Origin of the sequence: Microbacterium sp. NPDC059771, from assembly GCF_042732495.1 — a bacterium.
Classification (GTDB): Bacteria; Actinomycetota; Actinomycetes; order Actinomycetales; family Microbacteriaceae; genus Microbacterium; species Microbacterium sufflavum.
The window spans coordinates 1,848,504-1,864,466 of the sequence record NZ_JBHWHK010000001.1; the positions used below are offsets into that span (position 1 = coordinate 1,848,504).

General features: G+C 69.5%; 16 protein-coding genes. 14 read left to right on the forward strand and 2 right to left on the reverse strand.

Features of this window, described 5'->3' with window-relative positions:
* Positions 1-19: 19 nt before the first annotated feature.
* The 12 genes from atpB to ACFV3I_RS08800 all read left to right on the forward strand — a co-directional run bounded on the left by atpB (position 20) and on the right by ACFV3I_RS08800 (position 12,401).
* On the forward strand, positions 20-808 hold the full coding sequence (atpB, locus tag ACFV3I_RS08745; RefSeq protein WP_205828218.1) for a F0F1 ATP synthase subunit A: 789 nt from the start codon (positions 20-22) through the stop codon (positions 806-808).
* Between the two features lie 43 nt (positions 809-851).
* The gene (gene atpE / locus ACFV3I_RS08750) at positions 852-1,088 is read left to right on the forward strand and encodes an ATP synthase F0 subunit C (RefSeq protein ID WP_025103147.1); all 237 of its coding nucleotides are present in this window, start codon (positions 852-854) and stop codon (positions 1,086-1,088) included.
* A 27-nt stretch (positions 1,089-1,115) separates the two neighbouring features.
* A complete protein-coding gene (locus ACFV3I_RS08755) occupies positions 1,116-1,673 on the forward strand; it encodes a F0F1 ATP synthase subunit B (protein WP_247638651.1) in 558 nt (185 codons plus the stop codon).
* Positions 1,673-2,464: a F0F1 ATP synthase subunit delta gene (locus tag ACFV3I_RS08760; protein WP_247638652.1), complete on the forward strand. Its 792-nt coding sequence runs from the start codon at positions 1,673-1,675 to the stop codon at positions 2,462-2,464. The genes ACFV3I_RS08755 and ACFV3I_RS08760 overlap by 1 nt, the downstream gene beginning before the upstream one ends.
* Positions 2,465-2,511: 47 nt before the next feature.
* Positions 2,512-4,152: a F0F1 ATP synthase subunit alpha gene (atpA, locus tag ACFV3I_RS08765; RefSeq protein WP_247638653.1), complete on the forward strand. Its 1,641-nt coding sequence runs from the start codon at positions 2,512-2,514 to the stop codon at positions 4,150-4,152.
* A gap of 19 nt (positions 4,153-4,171) precedes the next feature.
* The gene (locus tag ACFV3I_RS08770; RefSeq protein WP_136029291.1) at positions 4,172-5,071 is read left to right on the forward strand and encodes a F0F1 ATP synthase subunit gamma; all 900 of its coding nucleotides are present in this window, start codon (positions 4,172-4,174) and stop codon (positions 5,069-5,071) included.
* A 23-nt stretch (positions 5,072-5,094) separates the two neighbouring features.
* Positions 5,095-6,549: a F0F1 ATP synthase subunit beta gene (gene atpD, locus ACFV3I_RS08775; protein ID WP_136029293.1), complete on the forward strand. Its 1,455-nt coding sequence runs from the start codon at positions 5,095-5,097 to the stop codon at positions 6,547-6,549.
* Between the two features lie 2 nt (positions 6,550-6,551).
* The gene (locus ACFV3I_RS08780; protein ID WP_136029295.1) at positions 6,552-6,812 is read left to right on the forward strand and encodes a F0F1 ATP synthase subunit epsilon; all 261 of its coding nucleotides are present in this window, start codon (positions 6,552-6,554) and stop codon (positions 6,810-6,812) included.
* Between the two features lie 70 nt (positions 6,813-6,882).
* Entirely contained in the window at positions 6,883-7,629 is a 747-nt protein-coding gene (locus ACFV3I_RS08785; RefSeq protein WP_247638654.1) for a YaaA family protein, read from the forward strand.
* A gap of 108 nt (positions 7,630-7,737) precedes the next feature.
* On the forward strand, positions 7,738-8,562 hold the full coding sequence (locus ACFV3I_RS08790) for a DUF5684 domain-containing protein (protein ID WP_206251403.1): 825 nt from the start codon (positions 7,738-7,740) through the stop codon (positions 8,560-8,562).
* A 235-nt stretch (positions 8,563-8,797) separates the two neighbouring features.
* The gene (locus ACFV3I_RS08795; protein ID WP_136030030.1) at positions 8,798-9,592 is read left to right on the forward strand and encodes a PP2C family serine/threonine-protein phosphatase; all 795 of its coding nucleotides are present in this window, start codon (positions 8,798-8,800) and stop codon (positions 9,590-9,592) included.
* Positions 9,593-9,746: 154 nt separating this feature from the next.
* Positions 9,747-12,401 carry an FtsK/SpoIIIE domain-containing protein gene (locus ACFV3I_RS08800; RefSeq protein WP_247638655.1) on the forward strand — a complete coding sequence of 885 codons (2,655 nt, stop codon included), beginning with the start codon at positions 9,747-9,749 and terminating at the stop codon, positions 12,399-12,401.
* Between the two features lie 10 nt (positions 12,402-12,411).
* On the opposite strand, the gene ACFV3I_RS08805 is transcribed toward ACFV3I_RS08800, so the two are convergent.
* A complete protein-coding gene (locus ACFV3I_RS08805) occupies positions 12,412-13,407 on the reverse strand; it encodes an asparaginase (RefSeq protein ID WP_136030025.1) in 996 nt (331 codons plus the stop codon).
* Positions 13,408-13,492: 85 nt separating this feature from the next.
* On the opposite strand from ACFV3I_RS08805, the gene ACFV3I_RS08810 reads away from it, so the two are divergent.
* Positions 13,493-13,990: an OsmC family protein gene (locus tag ACFV3I_RS08810; protein ID WP_136030023.1), complete on the forward strand. Its 498-nt coding sequence runs from the start codon at positions 13,493-13,495 to the stop codon at positions 13,988-13,990.
* A 99-nt stretch (positions 13,991-14,089) separates the two neighbouring features.
* Here ACFV3I_RS08810 and ACFV3I_RS08815 read toward each other — a convergent pair whose 3' ends face one another.
* Positions 14,090-14,869, reverse strand: a complete 780-nt coding sequence (locus ACFV3I_RS08815) for a 1-acyl-sn-glycerol-3-phosphate acyltransferase (protein WP_205812755.1) — start codon at positions 14,867-14,869, stop codon at positions 14,090-14,092.
* A gap of 123 nt (positions 14,870-14,992) precedes the next feature.
* On the opposite strand from ACFV3I_RS08815, the gene ACFV3I_RS08820 reads away from it, so the two are divergent.
* Positions 14,993-15,955, forward strand: a complete 963-nt coding sequence (locus ACFV3I_RS08820) for an FKBP-type peptidyl-prolyl cis-trans isomerase (protein ID WP_378822720.1) — start codon at positions 14,993-14,995, stop codon at positions 15,953-15,955.
* The last annotated feature ends 8 nt before the right edge of the window (positions 15,956-15,963 follow it).

The following is a 15,963-nucleotide window of genomic DNA, read 5'->3' on the forward strand; positions in this document are numbered from 1 at the left end:
GTTTAATCTTGCTGCGACCCTGACCCCCCGACTCGCGTCTTCCGATGGCGAGTTCCACGGCCCTTCGATCGACGAGTTCTTCCCGCCGATCCTCTTCCAGGTCGGGCCTCTGCCGGTGACCCGCATCCAGTTGATCCAGCTCCTCTCGGTGATCGCCGTGGTCCTGATCCTCTGGCTGGGCACGCGCCGTATGAAGGTCGTGCCTGGGCGGTTCCAGAGCCTGGTCGAGATGGGCCTCGGCTTCGTCCGCGGCGGCATCGCGCACGACCTGCTCGGCCGCAAGGACGGCGACCGGTTCCTGCCGATCCTCACCACGATCTTCTTCATGGTGCTGTTCATGAACGTCACGGGCATCATCCCGGGGTTGAACATGCCGGGCACCGCGATCATCGCTGTCCCGCTCACCCTCGCCGTGGTCAGCTACGTCACCTTCATCTACGCCGGCATCAAGAAGAGCCCGAAGAACTTCTTCAAGAACGCGCTCTTCCCGTCGGGTGTCCCGTGGCCGGTCTACTTCATCGTCACGCCGATCGAGCTCATCTCGACGTTCATCATCCGCCCGGTGACCCTCACCCTGCGACTGCTGATGAACCTGGTCGTCGGCCACATGATCCTGGTGCTGTGCTTCGCGGCCACCCAGTTCTTCTTCTTCACCGCGGGTGGCGGCTGGGCCGTCCTCGGTATCGGAACCCTCGCCTTCGGCGGCGCCTTCACTCTCTTCGAGATCCTGGTGGCCGTCCTGCAGGCCTACGTCTTCACCGTCCTCACCGCGGTCTACATCCAGCTCGCGGTCGCAGAAGAGCACTGAGCGGGCGGGCAACAGCCCTCCCACCCAACGAAAGGAAAAACCCGTGGACGCAACTACGGTTCTCGCTGAAATCAACGGCCACCTCGCGGCGGTCGGCTACGGCCTCGCAGCCATCGGTCCGGCCATCGGTGTGGGCATCGTCGTCGGCAAGACCATCGAGGGCGTCGCCCGTCAGCCCGAGCTGGCCGGTCGCCTGCAGGTCCTCATGTGGATCGGTATCGCCTTCACCGAGGCGCTTGCGTTCGTCGGCATCGCCGTCGGATTCATCCCCTTCCCGTAATCCCCACCGACTTCTGAAGGAGACAGGATGCTGAACGCTCTTGTCACGAACCTCGCGGCAGCGGAGGGGGAGTCCCCCAATCCGCTGCTCCCCGCGGGGTACGACATCATCTGGTCGGGCCTCTGGTTCCTCATCATCCTCGTCGTCGTGTGGAAGGTCGCCCTTCCCCGTCTGACGAAGATGCTCGACGAGCGGTCCGCCGCCATCGAGGGCAACATCGCCAAGGCCGATGAGGCGCAGAAGCAGGCGGAGGCCGCCCTCGAGGAGTACACCCGCCAGCTCGCCGAGGCGCGCACCGAGGCCGGGGAGATCCGCGAGGCCGCCCGTGAGGACGGCAAGAAGATCATCGCCGAGGCGAAGGAGACCGCAGCCAGCGAGGCTGCGCGTCTGACCGCCACCGCGCACTCGCAGATCGAGGCGGAGCGCCAGACGGCTCTCGTCTCCCTGCGCAGCGAGGTCGGCTCGCTCGCACTCGACCTCGCCGGTGGCGTGGTCGGCGAGACGCTGTCCGACGACGCTCGCGCGGCCGCCGTGGTCGACCGCTTCCTCGCCGATCTCGAAGCATCCGAGAAGGCGGCTCAGTAATGGGCAGCGCGACCGCTCAGGCACTCGCGGCATCCACTCAGGCGCTTGCCGCAGCGAAGGACGTCACCCTCGACACCGCGCGGGAGCTGTTCGTCGCCGCGCGCACCGTGGGCGATTCGTCTCAGCTGAGCGGCGCGCTGGCCGACCCGTCGGCGTCCGTGGAGTCGCGGCAGAACGTCGTCTCCGCGGTGTTCGGCGGGCTCTCGGCCGCGTCTCAGAGCGTTCTGAGCGCAGCCGTGGCGCAACGCTGGTCGAACGCCGACGAGCTCGTCGACGGCATCGAGGAGCTCGCGATCCGGTCCGCCGCGATCGCCGAGCCCGGTGTCGACATCGAGGGTGAGCTCTTCGCCTTCGCCCGGCTCGTCGCCGCGAACCCGGAGCTCGAACTCGCTCTGGGCAGCCGCCTCGGGGGAGAGGACGCGAAGGGGGAGCTCGTCGAGCGCCTCCTCGCCGGATCCTCCGCCGGTGCGGCCACCACGCTGATCGTCTCGTCCCTCGTGCGTCGTCCGCGCGAGCGGCGTGTCCGCCAGCTCCTGAGCAGGGCCATCCGCTTCGTGTCCGCCCAGCGCGGTCTCGTCGTGGCCACGGTGTACACCGCGACCCCGCTCAGCGATGCGCAGCGCACCCGTCTGAGCGACGCCCTCTCGCGTCGCTACGACGGCGAGGTCTCGCTCAACGTCGTCATCGATCCCGCCGTCGTCGGGGGTCTGCGCGTGCAGATCGCCGATGACGTCATCGACGGCAGCATCTCCGCACGACTCGCCGACCTTCGCCAGAAGCTCGCGGGCTAACACGACTTCGCGCGGGGAACCGCGCACCCAGATACAAAGGGAAGACAATGGCAGAACTATCGATCAGCCCCGACGTCATCCGTGACGCGCTGAAGGACTTCGCCGCCGCATACGAGCCCACCGGCGCCGCTGCGACCGAGGTCGGCACCGTCATCGACGCCGCCGACGGCATCGCGCACGTCGAGGGTCTGCCCGGCGTGATGGCGAACGAGCTCGTCACGTTCGCGGACGGCACCAAGGGCCTGGCCCTGAACCTCGACGAGCACGAGATCGGCGTGGTCGTCCTCGGCGACTTCACCGGCATCGAGGCCGGCCAGGAGGTCACCCGCACGGGTGAGGTCCTCTCGGTCCCGGTCGGCGACGGCTACCTCGGCCGCGTGGTCGACCCGCTCGGCAACCCGATCGACGGTCTCGGCGCGATCGCGACGGAGGGCGTCCGCGAGCTCGAGCTCCAGGCCCCCGGCGTCATGCAGCGCAAGTCGGTGCACGAGCCGATGCAGACGGGCATCAAGGCGATCGACGCCATGATCCCGGTCGGCCGTGGTCAGCGTCAGCTCATCATCGGCGACCGCCAGACCGGCAAGACGGCGATCGCGCTCGACACGATCATCAACCAGAAGGCCAACTGGGAGTCCGGCGACGTCACCAAGCAGGTGCGCTGCATCTACGTCGCGATCGGCCAGAAGGGCTCGACGATCGCCTCGGTGAAGGGCGCGCTCGAGGAGGCCGGCGCCCTGGAGTACACCACGATCGTGGCCGCTCCCGCGTCCGACCCCGCCGGCTTCAAGTACCTGGCTCCGTACACCGGCTCGGCCATCGGCCAGCACTGGATGTACGGCGGCAAGCACGTCCTGATCATCTTCGACGACCTGTCGAAGCAGGCCGAGGCCTACCGCGCCGTGTCGCTGCTGCTCCGCCGTCCGCCGGGCCGCGAGGCGTACCCCGGCGACGTGTTCTACCTGCACTCGCGCCTGCTCGAGCGGTGCGCGAAGCTGTCCGACGAGCTGGGCGCCGGTTCGATGACGGGTCTTCCGATCATCGAGACGAAGGCCAACGACGTCTCGGCGTACATCCCGACCAACGTGATCTCGATCACCGACGGCCAGATCTTCCTCCAGTCCGACCTCTTCAACGCCAACCAGCGTCCGGCGGTCGACGTGGGTATCTCGGTCTCGCGAGTCGGTGGTGACGCCCAGGTCAAGTCGATCAAGAAGGTCTCCGGAACGCTGAAGCTGGAGCTGTCGCAGTACCGCTCCCTCGAGGCGTTCGCGATGTTCGCGTCCGACCTCGACCAGGCGTCGCGTCGTCAGCTCGAGCGCGGTGCCCGTCTGACCGAGCTGCTCAAGCAGCCGCAGTACTCGCCGTACCCCGTGGAGGAGCAGGTCGTCTCGATCTGGGCCGGCACGAACGGCAAGCTCGACAAGATCGAGGTCGAAGACGTGCTGCGCTTCGAGCGCGAGCTGCTCGACTACCTGCGCCGCAACACCAAGGTGCTCGACACGCTGCGCGAGACGAACGTGCTGGACGACGACACGGTCGCCGAGCTCGACAAGCAGACCGACAACTTCCTCCTGGAGTTCCAGGGCGGCAAGGGCCACGCCATCGGCGCCCCCGGCCACGAGGAGCACGCTGCGGCCGAGGCCGACGACGTCAACCAGGAGAAGATCGTCAAGGGTCGTCGCGCGTAATCGCGTGAGGTACTGATTCATGGGCGCTCAACTCAGGGTCTACAAGCAGAAGATCTCTTCTGCTCAGACGACCAAGAAGATCACGAAGGCGATGGAACTCATCGCGGCTTCGCGCATCCAGAAGGCGATGGCACGCGTCAAGGCGTCCACCCCCTTCGCGCGAGCCGTGACGAGGGCCGTGTCCGCCGTCGCGACGCACTCGAACGTCGACCACCCGCTCACGCGTGAGCCCGAGACGATCCGCCGCTCCGCGGTCGTGATCTTCTCGTCCGATCGCGGTCTCGCCGGTGCCTTCAACTCGCAGATCCTCCGTGAGGGTCTCGAGGTGGCGGAGCTGCTGCGCGAGCAGGGCAAGGAGCCGGTGTTCTACCTCATCGGACGCAAGGCGGTGGGCTACTTCCAGTTCCGTCGCATCGAGGCGGCCGCGGAGTGGACCGGCGACACCGACACCCCGTCCTTCCACACCGCGGAGGAGATCTCGCAGACGCTTCTCGAGGCCTTCAACCGCGGTGGCGAGGACGGCGGCGTCGACGAGATCACCCTCGTCTACAACCGCTTCGTCAGCATGATGACGCAGTCGCCGGAGTCCGTGCGCCTGCTGCCGCTGGAGATCGCGGAGGCCGACGACTCGGAGGCGGGCAGCACGGTCTACCCGCTGTACGAGTTCGAGCCGGATGCCGAGACGGTGCTCGACGCGATCCTGCCGGTGTACATCCAGAGCCGCGTCTTCAACGCCCTCCTGCAGTCGTCCGCCGCCAAGCAGGCGGCCACGCAGAAGGCGATGAAGTCGGCCAGCGACAACGCCGACAAGCTCATCACCGACTACACCCGTCTGCGCAACAACGCGCGTCAGGCGGAGATCACGCAGCAGATCGCGGAGATCGTCGGCGGCGCCGACGCCCTCTCGTCGAGCAAATAGACCATCAGGAAAGAGACGAAGAAATGACCACCACCGCCACGGCTGACCAGCCGGCGACCGCGGTCGTCGGGCGCGTCGCGCGCGTCAACGGTCCGGTTGTCGACATCGAGTTCCCGCACGACTCGATCCCCGACATCTACAACGCGCTGAAGACCACCATCGTGATCGGCGAGGAGTCGACCGAGATCACGCTCGAGGTCGCACAGCACCTCGGCGACGACCTGGTGCGCGCCATCGCCCTCAAGCCGACCGACGGCATCGTCCGCGGTCAGGAGGTGCGTGACACCGGTGAGGCCATCTCGGTCCCCGTCGGTGACATCACCAAGGGCAAGGTCTTCAACGTGATCGGCGAGGTCCTCAACGGCGAGCCCGGTGAGACCATCGAGGTCACGGAGCGCTGGCCCATCCACCGCAAGGCCCCGAACTTCGACCAGCTCGAGTCGAAGACCACGATGTTCGAGACGGGCATCAAGTCGATCGACCTCCTCACCCCGTACGTGCAGGGCGGAAAGATCGGTCTGTTCGGTGGCGCCGGCGTCGGCAAGACCGTCCTCATCCAGGAGATGATCCAGCGCGTCGCGCAGGACCACGGTGGTGTGTCGGTGTTCGCCGGTGTCGGTGAGCGCACCCGTGAGGGCAACGACCTCATCCACGAGATGGAGGAGGCGGGCGTCTTCGACAAGACCGCGCTCGTGTTCGGCCAGATGGACGAGCCGCCGGGGACGCGTCTGCGCGTCGCGCTCTCGGCTCTGACGATGGCGGAGTACTTCCGTGACGTGCAGAAGCAGGACGTGCTGCTCTTCATCGACAACATCTTCCGCTTCACGCAGGCCGGTTCCGAGGTCTCCACGCTGCTGGGCCGCATGCCCTCCGCCGTGGGGTACCAGCCGAACCTCGCCGACGAGATGGGCCTCCTGCAGGAGCGCATCACCTCGACGCGTGGTCACTCGATCACCTCGCTGCAGGCGATCTACGTGCCGGCCGACGACTACACCGACCCGGCTCCGGCCACGACCTTCGCGCACCTCGACGCGACGACCGAGCTCTCCCGTGAGATCGCGTCGAAGGGTCTGTACCCGGCCATCGACCCGCTGACCTCGACGTCGCGCATCATGGACCCCCGCTACCTGGGCGAGGACCACTACCGCGTGGCGACCACGGTCAAGCAGATCCTCCAGAAGAACAAGGAGCTGCAGGAGATCATCGCGATCCTCGGTGTCGACGAGCTCTCCGAGGAAGACAAGATCGTCGTGTCGCGCGCACGTCGCATCCAGCAGTTCCTCTCGCAGAACACCTACATGGCGAAGAAGTTCACGGGTGTCGAGGGTTCGACGGTTCCGCTCAAGGAGACCATCGAGTCGTTCGACGCGATCACCCGCGGTGACTTCGACCACGTCGCCGAGCAGGCCTTCTTCAACGTCGGTGGCATCTCCGACGTGGAGGAGCGCTGGGCGCAGATCCAGAAGGAGAACGCCTGATCATGGCGCTCAACGTCAGCCTCGTCTCCGCCGACGCGGAGGTCTGGACGGGTGAGGCGAGCCTCGTGGTCGCCAAGACCGTCGAGGGCGAGATCGGCTTCATGTCCGGTCACGAGCCGGTGCTGGCCATCCTCGCCGAGGGCCAGGTCCGGATCACCCAGACCGACGGCGCCAAGGTGCTCGCCAACGCGCAGGACGGCTTCCTCTCCATGGAGGGCGACGTTCTGACCATCGTGGCGGGCAACGCGGCTCTCATCGCCTGACAGTCCTGAACATCGCGTCCGCCTCGGCACCCTGGGTGTCGAGGCGGACGCGTCTGCGTTACGAGGTGCCATGAAGATCCTGCTTCCGCCGTCCGAGACCAAGCGTCCCGGAGGCACGGGCGCGCCGCTCGACCTCGGTGTCCTGCCGCTGCCGTCTCTCGCTGAGCATCGCGCGGCCGTGCTCGACGCCCTGGTCGAGCTCGCGGCCGACGAGGAGGCCGCCCGCCGTGTTCTCAAACTGAGCGAGCGGCAGCTCGACGACATCGCGCACAACCGCGCTCTCCGCAGCGCGCCGACCATGCCGGCGATCGACCGCTACACCGGCGTGCTGTTCGACGCCCTCGACGCGGCCTCGCTCTCCCCGGCGTCACGGCGGTGGGCGGACGCCCACGTGTGGATCCAGAGCGCGCCGTTCGGTCCGGTCGGCGCGCTCGACCCGATCCCGACCTACCGCCTCGCCGCGGGAACGTCGCTTCCCGGGGTGCCGCCGCTCCGGCGTCACTGGGCGGAAGCCACGACCTCGGCGATCGCGGACGAGGCGCCGTCGTTCGTCCTCGACCTGCGCAGCGAGGCGTACGTGGGTCTCGGACCCGTGCCCGCATCGGTGCCCTCGGCGTATGTGCGCGTGGTCACCGAGCAGGGCAGAGCGCTGAACCACTTCAACAAGAAGTCGAAGGGCCTCCTGGTGCGTGCACTCACGGAGGACCGACCGCGCATCGGCTCCCGCCGGGCACTGCTGCGGTGGGCGGAGGGGCGAGGCATCGTGCTGCGCGAGACCGACCATCCCGGCGAGCTGAAACTCGTCGTCGCGGAGTGAGACCGGTTCGCGGCGCGGGACGTCAGCGAGGGTCCTGCGCGCGGCGGCGGTGACGCGCTAGTGTAAGCAGCGCATCACCCGGGAATATCAGCCTTCTGGAGGGGAACCTTGGACGACTACTACGATTACGGCATCTCAGGCGGCGCACTCGTCGCGCTGACGCTGCTGTACACGATCCTGCCGCTCATCGTGTACGCGATCTACGCCTGGTTCTACATGAAGGTCTTCGAGAAGGCCGGTGTCCAGGGCAAGTGGCGCGCCTGGGTCCCGGTCTACAACTCGATGATCTTCTACAAGCTCGGCGACCTCAGCCCGTGGCTCGTGCTGTACCTCATCGGCGCCGGCGTGGTCGGGGCGATCATCCCGGTCCTGGGCTGGTTCCTCATCCTCCCGCTCGTCGGCATCGCCGGCCGTGTCCTCGACCTCATCGCCGCGTGGCGGGTCGGACTGAAGCTGCAGAAGGATGCGGTCTGGGTCATCCTGTACTTCTTCCTCCCGCCGGTGTGGCTGGGTATCAACGCCTTCGACAAGTCGCGGTGGAACCCCAACATCCAGCCCGCCTCGTGGGCCGGGAACGGCTTCCTCGGCGATCGCACGGTGTGGGACGGCATCCCGGTCCAGCCCTCCGCGACCGCGGCGCCGCAGGGGTACGGTGCCCCGCAGGGCTACGGTCAGCAGCCCCAGGGCTACCCGCAGCAGCCCCAGGGCTATGCGCCGCCGCAGCCCGGGTTCACGGCTCCGCCGGCTCCCGGCTACGCCCCGCCGGCCGCGCCCTCCGCCGCTCCCTCGACGAGCGCGCCTGTGCCGCCGACCACGCCGCCCGCTCCGCCCGCGGCTCCGCCGACCACGCCGCCGGCTCCGCCCGCGGCCCCGCCGGCCGCACCGCCGGCTCCTCCCACTACCCCGAACGATCCCACGCAGCCCCCTGCGTGACCGTCGTCGCGAAACCCCCGGCCCACCGCCGGGGGTTTCGTGGTGTGAACGGTGTTCTCGCGGGCGATGCGCCCGCTAACGTGGAGGTCATGGTCTTGTCGCAGCGCCCGATCGGCGTCTCCGTTCCGCTCTGCCCCTCGAAGGGCCCCGGTGCGAGCGAGGGGATCGTGTTCCACTACGATGTGTGAGTATCCTGCGACCGCCCTTTCCGCCGCAGGTCCATCGGAGGCAGCACGTGGCTGAGACGAAGACGCACACCGTCACGGTTGCGGGACGCCCGCTGCTGCTCTCGTGGTCGGGTGTCACGGATCAGGGCCGTCGCCGTGAGACCAACCAGGACGCGTTCCTCGCGGAGTTCCCCCTCTTCATCGTCGCCGACGGAATGGGCGGGCACGCGGGAGGCGAGATCGCAAGCCAAAGCACCGTGTCCCGCCTGCAGGCCGCGGTCGTCGCGGGCGACATCTCGCATCGCACGATCGAAGAGGCTCTCGCCCGCGCCGTCGACGACATCGCGGAGCACCCGGAGACCACCGACGAGGGAACCGGGACCACGCTCACGGGCGTCTACCTGGACGACGGCGGAGACCAGGCGCAGTGGGTCGCGCTGAACATCGGCGACTCGCGGGTCTATCTCCTGCGCGATGACCGGCTCGTGCAGGTGACCACGGACCACTCGGTGGTGCAGGAGCTGATCGCAGCGGGGAAGCTCAGCCCGGAGGAGGCCGAGGGCCACCCCTACAGCAACGTCATCACGCGCGCGGTGGGCGCCAGCGAGCTCACCGCTCCGGACTATGTCACCATCGACCTGCGTCCGGGCGACCGGTTCGTGATCTGCTCCGACGGACTCACCAAGGAGCTGACCGACTACGGCATCCAGCATTTCCTGCGGGAGAACTCCGATCCGGCCGCGTGCGTCGACGCCATGCTCGCTGCGGCTCTCGACAACGGTGGTCGCGACAACGTGACGCTCATCGTGTTGCAGGTGAGCGACCCCCAGTCCTCCTCCCCAGAGGGGGACACCGCGGAGTAGTCACTCCGACGCTGTGGACAGCAGGCTCTCTGCTGTCACGGAGCGGTGCACTGGGGAGATGGACCCGTCTCCCCTCGTCATTCCTTCCGCGCCCGCGCCGCCGCGCCGTACCTCGCTGCCTTATCTCGCGGGAATCGTCCCGGTTGGGATGGGGGTGGCGCTGTGGCTCACCACAGGGTCGGTGCAGTCGCTGTGGTTCGCCGCACTCGGTCCCCTCATGATGCTCGCTTCGGTGGCCGACGCCGCGAGGACGCGACGGCACGATCGACGGCGTGAGGCGGACAGGGTGGAGGCCGAGTGGCGCGCGGTCGAGGATGCGCTCGCCCGTCGTCACGCCGAGGAGCGGGCCCAGCTCGAGTCGCGCCACCCGGACGTCGCCGCGTGCGTCGCAGAACCGCCGCTTCGTGGGACGGATCCGATCGCTGCCGACACCGAGATGACCGTGGGTCGCGGTGTGCGTGTCAGCGCCGTGCGCACGACGGGTGGGGAGGGCGATCGAGCAGAGGCGTTCCGCGCGCGATGCGCCGAGCTCGATGACGCACCGGTCGTGGTGCGGCTCGGCGGGGGCGTCTGCGTCCGAGGCCAGGCCCCGGTCGCAGCCGCGGCGGCACGAGCTCTGGTCGCGCAGCTCTGCCTCCGCTTCGGGCCGGCGCAACTGGCGCTCGTCGGCGAGGAGCTGGCGTCGTCCGGCCTGACCACGGCGGCTCACGCGGTGCGGGCGCGCCGGGGAGCCTTCCGGGTGGGGTGGGGCACGCTCGGAGCGCCCGTCGCGGCAGATGCGGTGATCTGGACGGCGGCTCCCGACGCCGAGGTGCCGTCGGGGATCACGACCGTGCTCGACGTGGTCGAGCCGGGGGCCGCATCGCTGCGTACGCCGGAGGGCGTGACCGAGGTCGCGGTCGAGTGCCTGTCGCGACCGCAGGCAGAACTGGTCGCCTCGGCGACGGGCGAGCCGTCGGACACGCATGCGGAGCTCCCGCTCAGCGTGCCGCTGGCTGACGTGATCGTCTCAGAGGCAGGTGATGGTCTCGCGGTCGTGGTGGGCCGTGACGCCCGGGGTACCGACATCGCGGTCGATCTGGTGGAGCACGGACCGCACGCGATCGTCACCGGCATGACCGGCGCGGGCAAGAGCGAACTGCTCGTGACCTGGGTTGCGGCGATGTGTGCAGCGTACGGACCGGATCGGGTGACGTTCGTGCTGGCCGACTTCAAGGGTGGGACGGCGTTCGAGCCGCTTCGCGCTCTCCGCCAGGTGTCGGCGGTGATCACGGACCTCGACGACGAGGGTGCGCGCCGGGGTGTCTTGAGCCTGCGGGCGGAGATGCGACGACGGGAGGCCGCCCTCGCCGCGGCCGGCGTTCGTGACGTGTCAGAGGCCGACCTGCCACGCCTGGTGATCGTGGTCGACGAGTTCGCCGCCCTGCTCCTCGAGCACGCCGACCTCGGCGACGTGTTCATCGACATCGCTGCGCGCGGCCGCGCCCTGGGGATGCACCTGGTCCTCGGGACGCAGCGTGCGGGCGGCGTGATCCGTGACGCCCTGGCGGCGAACTGCCCGCTGCGGATCAGCCTGCGGGTCGCAGATCCCGCGGACAGCAGGGCCGTGATCGGGACGGACGGCGCGGCGCTGCTCGATGGGGGGCCGGAGGGGCGCGGCTGTGCGCTCGTGCGTCGACCGCAGGATGCGGAGCCGCAGCTCGTGCGCGTCGCGCTGACCGGTCCCGGAGACCTGCGGCGTGCAGCGACGCGCTGGAGCCAGGCGGTTCCGGCTGTCAGCCCCTGGCTCCCGCCGTTGCCGCGACGCATCGATCTCGCAGACCTTCGTGGCGCGGATCACGACGGCAGCGACGACGCCGGGGGAGACGCGGTGGTGCTCGGTCTCGCCGACGACCCGCAGCGACAGCGGCAGCCTCGGGAGCTCCTGCGTCCGGGACGTGAGCGCGGGCTCGCCGTGGTCGGCGCTCCGGGCAGCGGACGCACGGCGCTCGTGCGCGCGGTGGCGGCCCAGCGCCATGATGCCCTGCTGTTCCCCTCCGATGCGGAAAGCGCGGTGGACCTGCTCGCGGCGTGGGTCAGGGGTGACACGGAGATCCCCGAGCTCGTGCTGTGCGACGACATCGACGCGCTGCACGCCGAGCTCCCCGTCGAGTACGCACAGGAGTTCGCGCAGCGGTGGGAGCAGTCGCTGCGCCTGTCACCTTCGACGACCTGGATCCTCACGGCCGCACGGGCATCGGGTCCCTTGGGCCGTGTGCTCGACGCGCTGCCCCGTCGAGCGCTTCTACGCGCGGCGTCGCGCGTCGAGCACCTCGCAGCGGGTGGCGAGACGTCGGGGTTCGTGCGGGACCGACCGCCGGGACGCGCGGTGCTCGACGGGCGGGAGGTGCAGTTCGCCTGGGCGGACGAGCGGCCGAGGCAGTCCGCTGCCTCCTCGACGGAGATCTGGGCACCGGCGAGGCCGGTCGTGGCGCTGGTCACGGCGGGCGCGTCGGACGCGGTGGGCGCACTCCGCGCGGCGCGCCCGGAGTGGGACGTGCGGACGGCCGGGAGCGACGTGCCGACGACCGCGAGCCCGTGCATCCTGATGGCCGACGCGGAGGGCTGGCAGCGGCAGTGGGCCCTGTGGCAGCAGATCCGCGCCGAGGGCGAGGTCCTGGTCCGCGCGGAGCGTCCGTCCGATCTGCGCCAGCTAGTCGGTGTGCGCGACCTCCCGCCGTTCGCCCGGCTGCATCAGGGGCGCGCGTGGTCGGTGGTGGGGGACCGCGCGCCGCGGCGGGTCGTCGTGCCGGGGCTCGGGTCGCGGTGAGGCTGGTGCGTCAGAGGCCGGCGCCGGGGCGGACCGTTCCCACGCGGGCACCGCCCCCGAGCACGTCGAGCGGGAGGGCCTCCGCGAGACCGGCCACGTCGGTGTCGCTCAGAGAGCCCGCGCGAGCCAGGAGGGTGGCGGCGACGATGGTGGACGCGCGCGCGGCGCCGTCGAGCATCTTCAGGGCCGCGGTCGTCCCGTCCGGCGCCACCATCACCATGACGCCCTCCGCGCCGCCCTTGGTGAAGACGCCGAGACGCTCGGTCGCGATGGTGTCGGGGCGGCCGGGCCCTTCGACGGTCCAGGGGTTCTCGCGCACCGCGCGGACGAGCGACCCGGCCACGCGGTGCAGCGCGAACGGCGAACGGTCGGACGCGGTGCCGATGCGGTGGATCGCGCGCGCGAGCCCGGTGAGGGTGAGCGCATGCACCGGAGCGCCGCAGCCGTCGATGGAGGTGTGCGCGATCTTCTCCCCGGTGAGGCGCTCGACGACCTCCCGGATGTGAGCCTGCAGCGGATGCGCGGGGTCGAGGTATCCGGCGGTCGGCCAGCCGGTGGCCACGCAGGCCCGCAGCATCGCGGCGTGCTTGCCCGAGCAGTTCATGCGGACGCGCGCCTCCTGGCCGTGTTCGCGCACCAGCTCGTCGCGGGTCGCGGAGTCGCCCGGCCAGGCCGGAGGGCACGCGAGGTCGTCTTCCGTCAGGCCCCCGGCGGTGAGGATGTCGCGCACCACCGCGGCGTGCCGGTCCGTGCCCGTGTGGCTCGCCGTGGCGAGGGCGAGCTGTTCGCCCTCCAGCGGTGCGCCGGCGGTGATGCACGCCACGGCCTGCAGCGGCTTGAGACTCGACCGCGGGAGGATGAGCGCGTCGGCGTTGCCGTGTCGCGCGATCACCTCGCCGTCGGGCGAGAGCACCACCGCGGCGCCGGCGTGACGTGACTCGATGAATCCGCTCCGTTCGACGACGGCGAGCTCGACGGAATCCTGAACGGTGAGTGTCTCCAGCACTCCACCAGCCTAGTGCCGGTGGTCCCGCGGCCTCGGGGTCCCCGCGGAGGGTCGCGACGTCGGCGGCACCTGGCAGACTGAGCGCATGGCAGAGCACACCACGTCGCGTCCGCTCGGTGAACACCGCTACGCTCTCACAACTACGTGGACGGGCAACTCCGGCACCGGAACGAGCGGATACCGCGACTATCGCCGCGACGTCACGATCGAGATCGAGGGCAAGCCCGCGCTGCTGGCCTCGTCCGACAAGCCGTTCCGCGGAGACCCCTCCCGCTGGAACCCCGAAGACCTCCTGCTGGCCTCGCTCTCCGAGTGCCACCTGCTGTCGTATCTGCACGCCTGCGTCACCGCCGGCGTCGTGGTCGTCTCCTACCGCGACAGCGCGCGCGGGCTGATGCGCGAGAACGGGGCAGGAGGGGGATCATTCGTCGAGGTGACGCTCTCCCCGGAGGTCGTGGTCGCCGATCCGTCCATGATCGAGGCGGCAGAGCGGGCGCACGCCCAGGCGAACGAGTGGTGCTTCATCGCGAACTCGGTCAACTTCCCGGTGCGGCACGAGGCCACGGTCACCGCGAGCGCGTGACCCCCGCGGCGGAGGGGCAACCGCTGTTGGACTCCTCGCCCGGGAAGGGACACGTGGTCGCCGCTACCGGGAGGGTCCGGGGTTCACGCTCAGCGCTACTCAGCGGCGCTCGTGCGGGAGCGCCTGCTTGATCTTCTCGATGGTGCCCTGGGCCGGAGCCTCGTTGTAGGTGCCCGCCAGTTCCTGACCGGACAGGGCATGGATCGCGGCCATGATCTCGTCGGTCGCGAGCCGCCGTGCGCGTCCGCTGGTAGCGGGTCCGTGGGGGGACAGGTCGAGCGGCTCGCCGAACCGCACCGTCACGCGTTCGGAGAGCGTCGGCATCTTCGCGCCCACCGGCATCACCTTGTCGGTGCCGATGAGTCCCACCGGGACCACCGGTGCGCCCGTCTGCAGGGCCAGGAACGCCACGCCCGTCCGGCCCTTGTACAGGCGACCGTCGGTGGAACGGGTCCCCTCGGGGTACAGCGCGACCGCGAGGCCCTCCTCGAGCAGCTGCCGCTGCAGATCGAGCGCGTCGAGTGCTGCCTGACCCGCGCCGCGCCGGACGGGGATCGCGCCGATCGCCTCGAAGAAGGTCTTGGTGAGGCGGCCGCTGAATCCGGTCCCCTCGAAATAGCTCGACTTCGCAAGGAAGTGCACGGGCCGCGGTGCCGCGACCGGGATGGCGATCGAGTCGATGAACGACAGGTGGTTGCTCGCGAAGATCACCGGACCGGTGGTGGGGACGTTCTCGCGGCCCTCGATCCGGGGACGGTAGATCAGCCGCGCGAGCGGGGCGATCAGGCTGCGACCGAGCGCGTACGTGAAGCCCGCATGGCGCGGCTTCGGCGTGTCCTCTGAGGCGGGTTCGGGCTCGACGGACTGCTCAGAGGTCATCAGAGCAGGATACTCCCGGCCCCATGCCGACGTGGGAATGAAGACTCGCGCCCCACCTCCCAGGGAGGGCAAAGGGCGATGGGGCAGGATGGAGTGTCCCGCCCGCGATCCCGAGGTCTCACTGTGCGCAAGCGTCCGCTCATCGTCCTGTCCACCGTCGCCGCGGCGACCCTCCTGCTCGCCGGCTGCTCCGGCAGCGGTGCGCCGGAGAGCTCGGGCACCCCCGACCCGTCCTCCTCGAGTGGGTGTCTGCTCGACGCGCAGCCGGGCAAGACCTCGGATTCCATTGACGTTCAGGGCGAGGGACTCGATGCCGTCGTCAAAGTGCCAGCTGATGCGGCCTTCGCCGATGTGGAGCGAACGGTGATCGCTGAGGGCACAGGTGACGAGGTCGTCGCGAATGACCTCGTCGGGGTGAAGTACCAGATCGTGGAAGCGTCGACAGGTGAAGTCGTCGATTCCTCGGCACGAAGCGAGGGTGGTGAGGCTCCCGTCCTTCTCGACCAGAACAGTGCATCTCTCTTCATCGCCGCTCTCGAGTGCCAGCCGATCGGAACGCAGGTCGTCCTCGCCCTTCCAGGCGAGGTCTTCGGCGAGGGCGGGACGAATAAGGTCGTGTACGCAGAGGCCGTCGAGCAACTGCCCGAGGTCGCCACCGGTACGCCGGTCGACCCGACCCCCGGCATGCCCGAGGTGAAGCTGGACGACGACGGCAAGCCCAGCATCACGATCCCGGACGGCGATGCGCCGGCCGAGACCCAGGTCGCCGTGCTCAAGCAGGGAGACGGAGCGACGGTCGCCTCGGGCGACCTGGTCGTCGTGCAGTACCTCGGCGTCAAGTGGTCCGACGGCAAGGAGTTCGACTCGAGCTGGAGTCGCGACGCGGCACCGGCGCAGTTCCAGACCACCGGCGTGGTCGCCGGATTCCGGAAGGCGCTCGAAGGTCAGAAGGTCGGCTCGCAGGTGCTCGTCGTGATGCCCCCGTCCGACGGCTACGGTGCGAGCGAGGGCAACGAACTGCAGAACGAGAGCCTCGTATTCGTCGTCGACATCCTCGCCACGACCCCGGTCCAGGCGCAGCAGTAGCGCGGGCG